This window comes from Streptomyces sp. ISL-87 (assembly GCF_018614095.1).
Classification (GTDB): domain Bacteria; phylum Actinomycetota; class Actinomycetes; order Streptomycetales; family Streptomycetaceae; genus Streptomyces.
Window position 1 is genome coordinate 83,619 of record NZ_JAGGOY010000079.1, and the last position, 7,690, is coordinate 91,308.

At 70.2% G+C, this 7,690-nt stretch carries 11 protein-coding genes and 1 pseudogene; 6 read left to right on the plus strand and 6 right to left on the minus strand.

The annotated features are described in order from the left end of the window. Positions 1-65: 65 nt before the first annotated feature. On the minus strand, positions 66-488 hold the full coding sequence (locus tag J7I97_RS27890) for an alpha/beta fold hydrolase (protein ID WP_214940018.1): 423 nt from the start codon (positions 486-488) through the stop codon (positions 66-68). A gap of 7 nt (positions 489-495) precedes the next feature. Here J7I97_RS27890 and J7I97_RS27895 point away from each other — a divergent pair, with 7 nt between their 5' ends. After that, on the plus strand, positions 496-843 hold the full coding sequence (locus J7I97_RS27895) for a TetR family transcriptional regulator C-terminal domain-containing protein (RefSeq protein ID WP_214940021.1): 348 nt from the start codon (positions 496-498) through the stop codon (positions 841-843). 24 nt (positions 844-867) lie between these two features. Here the strand turns inward: J7I97_RS27895 and J7I97_RS27900 are convergent, their stop codons facing one another. Both J7I97_RS27900 and J7I97_RS27905 read right to left on the minus strand, forming a co-directional pair. Further along, positions 868-1,596, minus strand: a complete 729-nt coding sequence (locus tag J7I97_RS27900) for an SOS response-associated peptidase (RefSeq protein ID WP_214940024.1) — start codon at positions 1,594-1,596, stop codon at positions 868-870. 320 nt (positions 1,597-1,916) lie between these two features. Beyond that, positions 1,917-2,210 (minus strand): hypothetical protein, encoded by a 294-nt coding sequence (locus tag J7I97_RS27905; protein WP_214940027.1) that lies wholly within the window; start codon positions 2,208-2,210, stop codon positions 1,917-1,919. Between the two features lie 196 nt (positions 2,211-2,406). Between J7I97_RS27905 and J7I97_RS27910 the strand changes: the two genes are divergently transcribed. Both J7I97_RS27910 and J7I97_RS27915 read left to right on the plus strand, forming a co-directional pair. Further along, a complete protein-coding gene (locus J7I97_RS27910; protein ID WP_214940030.1) occupies positions 2,407-2,619 on the plus strand; it encodes a hypothetical protein in 213 nt (70 codons plus the stop codon). A 58-nt stretch (positions 2,620-2,677) separates the two neighbouring features. Continuing rightward, on the plus strand, positions 2,678-3,634 hold the full coding sequence (locus J7I97_RS27915; RefSeq protein WP_214940033.1) for an NmrA/HSCARG family protein: 957 nt from the start codon (positions 2,678-2,680) through the stop codon (positions 3,632-3,634). 335 nt (positions 3,635-3,969) lie between these two features. Here the strand turns inward: J7I97_RS27915 and J7I97_RS27920 are convergent, their stop codons facing one another. Then, on the minus strand, positions 3,970-4,143 hold the full coding sequence (locus J7I97_RS27920; protein WP_214940036.1) for a hypothetical protein: 174 nt from the start codon (positions 4,141-4,143) through the stop codon (positions 3,970-3,972). A gap of 247 nt (positions 4,144-4,390) precedes the next feature. Between J7I97_RS27920 and J7I97_RS27925 the strand changes: the two genes are divergently transcribed. Both J7I97_RS27925 and J7I97_RS27930 read left to right on the plus strand, forming a co-directional pair. Continuing rightward, the gene (locus J7I97_RS27925; RefSeq protein WP_214940039.1) at positions 4,391-4,714 is read left to right on the plus strand and encodes a hypothetical protein; all 324 of its coding nucleotides are present in this window, start codon (positions 4,391-4,393) and stop codon (positions 4,712-4,714) included. Between the two features lie 192 nt (positions 4,715-4,906). Further along, entirely contained in the window at positions 4,907-5,356 is a 450-nt protein-coding gene (locus J7I97_RS27930) for an adenylyltransferase/cytidyltransferase family protein (RefSeq protein WP_214940074.1), read from the plus strand. 82 nt (positions 5,357-5,438) lie between these two features. Here J7I97_RS27930 and J7I97_RS27935 read toward each other — a convergent pair whose 3' ends face one another. Then, positions 5,439-6,833, minus strand: a complete 1,395-nt coding sequence (locus tag J7I97_RS27935) for a serine/threonine-protein kinase (RefSeq protein WP_214940042.1) — start codon at positions 6,831-6,833, stop codon at positions 5,439-5,441. 109 nt (positions 6,834-6,942) lie between these two features. Here J7I97_RS27935 and J7I97_RS27940 point away from each other — a divergent pair, with 109 nt between their 5' ends. After that, positions 6,943-7,488, plus strand: a complete 546-nt coding sequence (locus J7I97_RS27940; protein WP_214940045.1) for an RICIN domain-containing protein — start codon at positions 6,943-6,945, stop codon at positions 7,486-7,488. A 21-nt stretch (positions 7,489-7,509) separates the two neighbouring features. Here the strand turns inward: J7I97_RS27940 and J7I97_RS27945 are convergent. Continuing rightward, positions 7,510-7,690: pseudogene (locus J7I97_RS27945) on the minus strand (IS701 family transposase); the annotation flags it as partial.

Genomic DNA, 7,690 nt, shown 5'->3' on the forward strand with positions numbered 1-7,690 from the left:
GTCGGAGTACAGGGGCACCCGGGCCCCGCAGAAAATTGGCGTGAACACGTCAGTCTGCACACGCGTCAGTCCTGTACGAGGAAGTCGGTGATGAGCTTCAGCCACTCCTCCGGGCGCTCGGCGAACGGCAGGTGTCCCGTAGGAAGTTCGGCGACCTCCGCCGCCGGGATGCCGACGGCGAGCTCGCGCTGGAGGGCGGGAGAGACGAGCGGGTCGCCGGTGGTGACGACGACCAGGGTCGGCACCGCCATGCCGGCGAGATCCGCGCGGACGTCGATGCGCCGGACCAGACCGACCTGGTCCCCCGTGCCGGACGGGATGAGCGGCGCGATCTGCTCGGCAGCGGCCTGAACCCGGGCGGGTGTGAGCGAGTTCAGCACAGGTGCGCTCAGGGCCATCAGGTTCAGGTATTCGGCGAGCAGGGAGTGCTGACCCGACTCGAACAGCTGATGCCAGACGGAGACGTCGAGGACCGCCCGCTCCGCCATCGCGGGGATGCTGCGGTACCTCGCCGCCGACTACACCGACCCGAGCCACCCGCCGGGCTGCCTCCTCATCACCGCGGCGACCAACTGCGGCCCCGGCTCACAGGACGTGAAGGCCGGCCTGCGGGCGATGCGGGAGGAGACGAAGGCTTCCTTCGCCGCCCGCATCCGCGCCGACGTCGACGCGGGCCTCCTCCCTGCGGATGTGGACGCCGACGGGCTCGCGGCCTTCTACGCGGCCGTGATCCAGGGGATGAACCAGCAGGCGTGCGACGGGGTGGCACGCGAGGTGCTGGAGCGCGTGGCCGACGCGGCGATGGCGGCCTGGCCCGAGTCGGCACGGCAAGGCCCCCTCTGACCCGGTGCGCCGGCGGCCAGGCGGTCAGGCAGGGGCGTCGAGGAGATGGGGGCCGTTGTTGCGGACGCTGTTGACCGCGGTCGACACCGGCCGCACCTCCAGCCGGCCGCCGGCCGGGGTGTGGAGCAAGGCGCGGAGCTCGTGGATGTCCTGGCGGGTGGGATCGAGCCAGGCCTCGTAGTCCGCGGGGTCCAGGGCGAGGGGCATCCTCGGGTGGATCCGGCCGGCCGAGTCGGTGGCTTCAGTGGTGATGATCGCGGCCGTGACCAGCCAGGCGTCCGGATCATCCTGATCGGCGACGGCCGGGTCGCGCCAGAATTCGTAGAGACCGGCCAGGGCCATCACAGCGGTGTCCTCGGGCGCGATGAAGTACGGCTGCTTGTAGGCCTTCGCCGTGGCGGTGGCGGGGACGGGCTGCCATTCGTAGAAGCCGTCCGCGGGCAGCAGACACCTTCGTTTGGCGAACGCCCGACGGTAGGCCGGCTTCTCGTGGACCGTCTCCACCCGAGCGTTGATCATCCGGGAACCGACACCCGGGTCCTTCGCCCACGAGGGCACCAGGCCCCACCGCAGGGTGCGCAGCCGGCGCTCCAGCTCACCGCTGCCACGGTCCGGGCGTTCCAGGACGGCCCACACCGGGTCAGTGGGGGCGACGTTCCAGCTCGCAGCCAGCGTCTCGCGCGGATCCCAGCGCGCCTCGAAGAGGCCGGCCAGGTCGGCGGGAGCGCGGGTGGAGGCATAGCGGCCGCACATGACCCCACTCTGCCACCCCGCCCCCAGGGGCGCGGCCAGGGCACACCGGGCCGGCCCCGGCGGGCTGCGCGGGTGGCGGTGCCGGGCGGCACCTCGACCGTGCGGCGGTCCGGGAAGGACGACCCATCCGCGACGACGACCCAGCCGGGCGGCGGTAACGGCATCAGCCCGGCAGGCAGGCAGGCAGCCCCGGCAGGCAGGCAGCCCCGCCCGACGGGCGCCGGCGCCGGCACTGGCGCCCGTCAGGCCGCACGGTCATGGCCGCACGGCCTTCTGGCCGTGCGGCCTTCGGTTCGGGCCGGTGGGACATCCCTGCGGTGTCAGGCCGCACTCGTGCCCCAGTGGAGCGGAACGCCGGTGCCGGCTCCCTCACGGACCCGTTCCACCACGGCTTGGTGCAGATCCCGGCTCTCCGGCTCCGACGAGCAGCCCACAGGGCTGCCGGACAGGGTGAACCAGTCCGACGAGCCGGTGTACTGGACCGCGACCTGCGCTTGGGCCCCCGTCCACGTCGTATGCACGGTCAGGTTGCCCGAGATGCGCCCCGCCTCCTCCGTACTCACGCCACCGGCCCCCGCATAGACCCCTGTCGTCGTCCACGATGCCCAGGCCATTCGGCATCCGCCTCCCTTCCTGCCCGGTCCCTTCGGCCCAGCGGTCGCGTAGATACCCGTCGATCCGCTCAAACCTCCGGCACTGTGTTTTCCTTCCGATGGTCTACCCCCATTGGCCCTATTCGTCACAGGGCCCTCTCATGGACAGCGGGCGGGGTTCCACTCGCCCCAGCGAATACAGGAGGGCGGTACGCCGATGTATGAGATGCGCGCCGAGTCCACCGCCGACCGGCTCCGGCTGGTCTGGCACGTCCTCGCCAAGGAAACCCCTTCCAGCGCCTTGTGCGGATTCCTGCTCCGTCCTGAGCGTGCCGCACCTTCGGCGACAGAGCCCGGTGCCGAGCACTACTGCACCCCGTGCATGGACGCCTTCAGCCGGATCATCGAATTGCCCGGAACATCCACATAAGGTGGGCACCTCACCGTATTGATTCGTACGCGTAGCGCTACGGCACGGAGGCTGGACGATGGCGGACACGGCGGAAAAGCGGACCATCACAGTGTTCGGTGCGAGGGGGGCGCAAGGCGGAGCGCTGGCGCGGGCGATCCTCTCGGACCCCGCCGGAGAATTCAGGGTGCGGGCCGTCACGCGCCAGCCCGACTCGGACGGGGCACGGGAGCTGGCTCGGCTGGGCGCGGAGGTGGTCCAGGCCGACATGGACGACGCGGAGACCCTGGTGCCGGCGTTCGAGGGCGTGTACGGGGCGTTCCTCATGACCAACTTCTGGGAGCACATGTCGGCGGAGAGGGAGAAGGCGCAGGCGGCCGCCATCGCCGGGGCCGCCGGGCACGCCGGCGTCCAGCACGTGATCTGGTCCACCCTGGAGGACACCCGCGAGTGCATCCCCCTCGACGACGACCGGATGCCCACGCTCCAGGGCTCGTACAAGGTGCCGGACTTCGACGGCAAGGCGGAGGCCGACCACTACTTCACCGACGCGGGCGCGCCCACCACCTTTCTGCGCACCACCTTCTTCTGGGAGAACCTGCTCACGACGTCCGCCCCGCAGCGCGGCGAGGACGGCATCCTCCGGCTCAACTTCCCCATGGGCACCAGCCGGCTCTCCGGTATCGCCGTCGACGACATCGGCAAGACCGCGCTGGCGATCCTGAAGCGGGGCACCGACCTCATCGGCGCGACCGTCAGCATCGCCGGTGAGCACCTGCGCGTCGCCGACATGGCCAGAGCCCTCACCGAGACGCTCGGCGAACCGGTGGAGTACCTCCCCCTGACCCCGGACGCCTACCGCGCCCTCGACTTCCCCGCGGCGGAGGAGGCGGGCAACATGTTCCAGTTCTACGCCGACTGCGAGGAGCGTTTCACCCGTGCCCGGGACCTCGCCGCGATCCGCGAACTCAATCCCGAACTACAGGACTTCGCGACCTGGCTGGCTGCGCATCGCGACGCGTTGCGCACGCCGTGAACCCGGTCGGATGTGCACGGCGGCGGCCCGGACGTGGGCCGCCGCCGCTGGCGCGGTCAGGCGGGTGAGGTCTGGGCGGCCTGGATCAAAAGTGAGGTCGTCGATCGACTCGCCCACCGCCTGCCCCTGGTCTCGCAGGGCGCGGAAGCGCCCCATGAACTGGTCCTTCGTCAAGGTCACCACCCTGCCCGCCTCGTCGCAGCGGATGTTCTCGGACTGCGGGTCGTAGAGGGCGTCCAGCCCTCGACGTCCATGGCGAGTCCGGCGTTCAGGTACTCCCACATACGAGCCACGAGCGACTGATCCATGATTACTTCGCCTCGGGGGCAGGGGGTTTAGGTGTCCATGCCGGCGAGGACCCGGTCGGCGGTGTAGTGGGGGCACCCGTCGGTGTGCCAGGTGACGGTCAGCCGGCCCTCGTGGCAGTACAGGGTCCGCGCGTCCCCGTCAGCCGGGCGCGCCTGACAGTAGGAGCAGACGACGGTCTTCGGCCGAAGCGCATCGAACATGGCCACCCCTTTCCGCCAGAGGCAAGCACGCCCCGCGTTGTTCCACGTCTATCAAATCCAGGGGGCCGCCGGACCACTACCCGCCGGTACCTGTCCGGTTCTGCGAGATTTCCTCATCCACCGTAGGCCTCTCCCGGCCCATGTCGTGGGGGGACGGCCGGCCAACCCACGGCGGTACGGGGCGGTGCACTCATCAGCGGCGGCGTCCTGGCAGTTTCCGTCGCCGCACAGAATCGTTTGGCCGTGTATGGCCACGACGCAGTACGCCGCCCCTGCCTCAACGGCACGACACCGGGCGCCAGACGGTCCTTCTTCCCTGCCGGGCATCCCCCGCCAGCAGACCGGAAGCGGTCTGGAAGCCGGCCGGGCGCCACTCTTCGATCAACTCGCCCGCGAATGGCAGGCTCGCGGTGCCACCGTCCCGGGCCTGCCCGACCCGGTCTGGGACGAGCTCATCTCCTACAAGCATTTCCAGCGCGAGACACAGGACACGCTCCGCAGCCTCCACCTCGACAGCGCCGACCCGCCACCCACCCGAAGCGCGGCGAGGCCACGCTGGCGGCGAGCCTGACGCCCGCCGCCCCGTGTCGTCTCAACCCGTGTACCGAAAGGGCGCGCGCTTCAACATTTTGTGTATCTTGATCGCCGCTCAACTGCCGGTGCCCAGGGAGACGGATCACCTGACGCACCCGCCAGGACCGGGCGCACTCCGACGGGGCCCTCCCCCGCACAGAGCAGGAGCACGACCTTGACCATCCCGCACATGGCAGGGGACCCCGCGTCTCGCATCATCGGCTACGCACCCGGTGTCTTCGACCTCTTTCATGTGGGTCACCTCAACCTGCTCCGGCAGGCCCGGTCGCACTGCGATCATCTCGTCGCAGGGGTGTTCGTCGACGAGGTCGCCGCACGCAAGGGGAACCCGCCCGTCGTACCGCTCCACGAGCGGCTGGAGATCGTGCGTTCCGTGAAGTACGTCGACGAAGCCGTCGCGGACGCCACACCCGGGATGATGGAGGCCTGGCGGCAGATCGGTTTCCACCGCCTGTTCACGGGCGAGGACTCGCAGGGCACCTCGGACGGGGCCCAGTGGCAGCGGGAAGTCGGCGGCGTCGGGGTCGAGGTGGTGTACCTGCCGTACACCACGGACGTCTCCAGCACGACGCTGCGCAGGAAGCTCCAGCTGCTGCTCGGCCCGGACGAGACGCCATAGGGTCCGGGCCCGTCCCAGCCGGGGAACCGGTGCGGGGGCACAACGCGGGAAGCCAGGCGGCCCAGCGCGACGGCGATGTCGGTCAGCGGCTGCGGCTGCCGGGCACCGACCACCACAGGGCCCAGCAGGCGGTGCCCAGCAGCAGTGCGTTGCAAAGGACCCCCAGGAGCCCCCAGATGGGCCAGATCAGGGCCACCGCCATGAAGAGGGCGAGGTTCACCACGACGAACAGCAGCCACGCCGGGGCGACCGGCCACCGGGGCCGCAGCGACGTGTTCACCAGGGCCACCACCAAAGCCGTGGCGGAGATGAGCAGTTCCCTCAAGTTGCCGTGCCATTCCCGGATGTAGTTGTACGGGAGCATGGTGCCGGCCCAGATCAGGGCGAAGCAGCCCACGCCGCGCAGCAGCAGAGCCAGTGCCGGAACCGACTGCGGCCGGGGCGTGGTCCCGGCCACGGGGACCGGCTGCGGGCCGGAGGGCGGGACGTCCGTCGGCGCGAGTGCCGGGGCGGGGTCCGGAGCGGGGCCCGGGGCCGGGGCCGGAGCGGCCTGTGCCTGGATCTCGGCGGGCTCGGCGGGCTCGGCGCGCTCGGCGGGCTCGGCGGGCTCGGCGCGCTCGGCGGGCTCGGCGCGCTCGGCGGGCTCGGCGGGCTCGGCGCCCCGGGATACGGCCTCCAGCGCGGCCAGCGCCTGTTCGGCGGAGGCCCGCCGGGCCGGGTCCTTCGTCAAGAGGGCCGCCAGTAAGGGCGCCAGTCGGCCGGCCCGCTCCGGTACCGGCGGCTCCTGCATGACGATGGCGACGCACAGCGCGGAGAACGTTTCGGCGGAGAACGGCGGACGGCCCTCCAGCGCGCTGTACAGGGTGGCGCCCAGCGACCAGAGGTCGGTGGCGGGCGTCGGAGGCTTGCCTTCAAGTTGCTCGGGGGCCATATAGGCGGGCGTACCGATGATGGTTCCGGTGTGGGTGAGCGTCATCGTGGCGTCCGACATGTGAGCGATGCCGAAGTCGGTGATGATCACCCGGTCGTCCATCAGCAGGACGTTGTCGGGCTTCAGATCACGGTGGACGATGCCCGAAGCGTGCGCCCGTGAGAGCGCCTTCAGCATCAGCACGCCGATCTCGGCGACCCGCCGCACCGGCAGGTGGCCCTCCTGCGCCACGGCGGCGGCGAGGGACGGACCCGTCACGTACTCCATGACGATGACGGGCGCGCCCTCGTGCTCGACCACGTCGTGCACGGTGATGATCCCCGGATGGTTGAGCCGCGCGGCGGCCCGCGCTTCGCGCATCACACGCTCGAGCAGGACGGCTCGCTGCTCATCGCTGACGCCCTGCGGGAGCGTGACCTCCTTGACGGCGACCTCCCGGCCGAGCGTCTCGTCGCGCCCTCTCCACACACGGCCCATACCGCCCCGGCCTATGAGTTCCAGGAGTTGGTACCTGCCGCCGATAAGTGCCCCGCTCACTTCTGCCACGGCGGATACCCTAACCCTGCGTGACCGCGCGGCGTCAGTCCTTCCGTGCCATCGTGACAATACAACGCAACATCCCCCGAGGGGGAAGAGCATGATGAGAAGAAAATCCATGGTTCTTCTGGCCGCGCTCACCGCGTTCTGCACGTCGTGGGGTCTCGCGGCCCCTGTCCCGGCCAACGCCGATACCTGGCACCAGTCGACCCGCCTGACGAACCGGCGCTCCGGCCTGGAGGTATCCGTCATCAGCGCCGGATGCCGTGACATGGCCTGCCTCAACGGCAGGGGTCTGCGTCTGGAATCCGGCGCAGGCAGCATCTTCGCTCTCGTCGACGTCCCGGGCGGCAGCGAGATCAGGTGGTCCCATGACAAATGCCTGGACGCCGCGGGCTTCGGGACGACGAACGGCACCCCGGTGATCCTGTGGGACTGCACGGGCACCACGAACCAGCTCTGGGAGATCCAAGGGTTCTACGGCCCCGGTGCCGACTTGGGGTCCGTCCTCTTGGTGAACAAGCTGAGCGGAAAGTGCCTCGACGCGAGGAACCCGTCCTTCCCCACGCCTCCCCCGCCGATGGCGGTCCTGCAGATCTGGGACTGCGTCAAGAAGCCCAAGGATCCCTGGATCGTCAACCAGGCCTGGGAATTCCACTTCTAGTACTCCAGCTGTAGATCGTGATCATGCTGGTGCTGCGGCTTGGCGGTGGTAGTGGCTTGCTTGGGATCGGGCCTGGTGGCGGCGTCGCCAGTGTGACCAGCGGAGACGGTGTGCCGTATCGCGTACGGGCTGGATGACGAGGGTGATGAACAAGCGCGCGATCTCGTTGCAGGTGAGCGGGATCAGGTTGTCCGGTGCGGGC